This window comes from Acidiphilium sp. JA12-A1 (assembly GCF_000724705.2).
In the GTDB taxonomy this organism is placed as follows: domain Bacteria; phylum Pseudomonadota; class Alphaproteobacteria; order Acetobacterales; family Acetobacteraceae; genus Acidiphilium; species Acidiphilium multivorum.
On record NZ_JFHO01000247.1, the window covers coordinates 1 to 1,211 of the forward strand.

Annotated in this window: 2 protein-coding genes; both read left to right on the top strand. The window is 60.9% G+C overall.

What is annotated here, in order from left to right:
* The coding region (locus tag RT91_RS19715; protein ID WP_035189670.1) for a Tn3 family transposase at window positions 1-545 on the top strand (545 nt) is incomplete at its 5' end.
* Window positions 546-666: 121 nt separating this feature from the next.
* Window positions 667-1,211 (top strand): transposase (locus tag RT91_RS21840; RefSeq protein ID WP_240314389.1); only part of this gene is annotated, 545 nt, incomplete at its 3' end.

Genomic DNA, 1,211 nt, shown 5'->3' on the forward strand with positions numbered 1-1,211 from the left:
CCGATCTCCTGAGGATCGCCACCTCGATCCGCACCGGCACGGTGTCCGCGTCGGTGATCCTGCGACAACTCGCCGCCTACCCACGACAGAACGCCGTTGCCGCGGCACTGCGCGAACTCGGCCGTCTCGAGCGGACGCTGTTCACCCTCGACTGGCTGGAAGATCCGGGCCTGCGCCGTGAAAGCAGTCATGAACTCAACAAGGGCGAGGCCCGCAACAGCCTGGCCCGCGCCGTCTTCATTCACCGGCTCGGCGAAATCCGCGACCGGACCTTCGAGAACCAGACACATCGAGCCTCTGGCCTGAATCTCCTGGTCACCGCCATCATCCTCTGGAACACACGCTATCTCGCGCAAGCCATACAGGCCCTACGCCAGGTCGAGGATGTGCCCGGAACCCTCCTCAGACATCTCTCGCCGATCGGCTGGGAGCATGTGAACCTGACCGGCGACTACATCTGGAGCGCCAATCAGAAATCGACGGAAAACCATGCCGGATTGCGGCCGCTCCGGCCAATCCCCGACACGACCACCCACGCAGCCTGATGTTCCCACTTTGTCCGCTTATGCTACAGCGCGGGGCGATCCGTTACTTCGGGCCGAATTGCGCGAAGAGAATGCGCGACTGAAGGGTCTGAAGGGTCGCCCGCATATCAAACCGAGTGGCATGGAAAAAGGAACAGCGCCGCCGAAGCCCCAGAAGCAGGAGAAGCGTCCCGTTCGGGGCAAGGTCTCACCCCGGGTCAAAGTCGAAGAAAAGGTGATCGGGATTGAGGTCCCGCCAGGAGCTGTTTTCAAAGGTCATGAACCTTTTCTGGTCCAGGACCTCGTGATTTCGGCGACGGCGACCCGTTACCTGCGAGAGCGCTGGATAACGCCGGATGGCCGGACGATCCTGGCACCATTGCCTCAAGGAACCGCAGGCCATTTCGGTCCGGAACTACGCCGCTTCGTGCTGGTGCAATATCATCAGGGTCAATCGACGATGCCGCGGTTGCTCGCCTTGTTGCGATCGCTGGGGATTTCGATCTCGAAGCGGCAGTTGGTTCGCCTGTTGAACGAGAACCATGAGGCGTTCATCGCTGAAGCTCAGGATGTTCTGCGTGCGGGACTGGAAACATCTTCCTGGGTCAGTGTGGACGACACCGGTGCACGGCATGCCGCAAAGAACGGGTTTTGCACGCAGATCGGCAATGAGTGGTTCACCTGGTT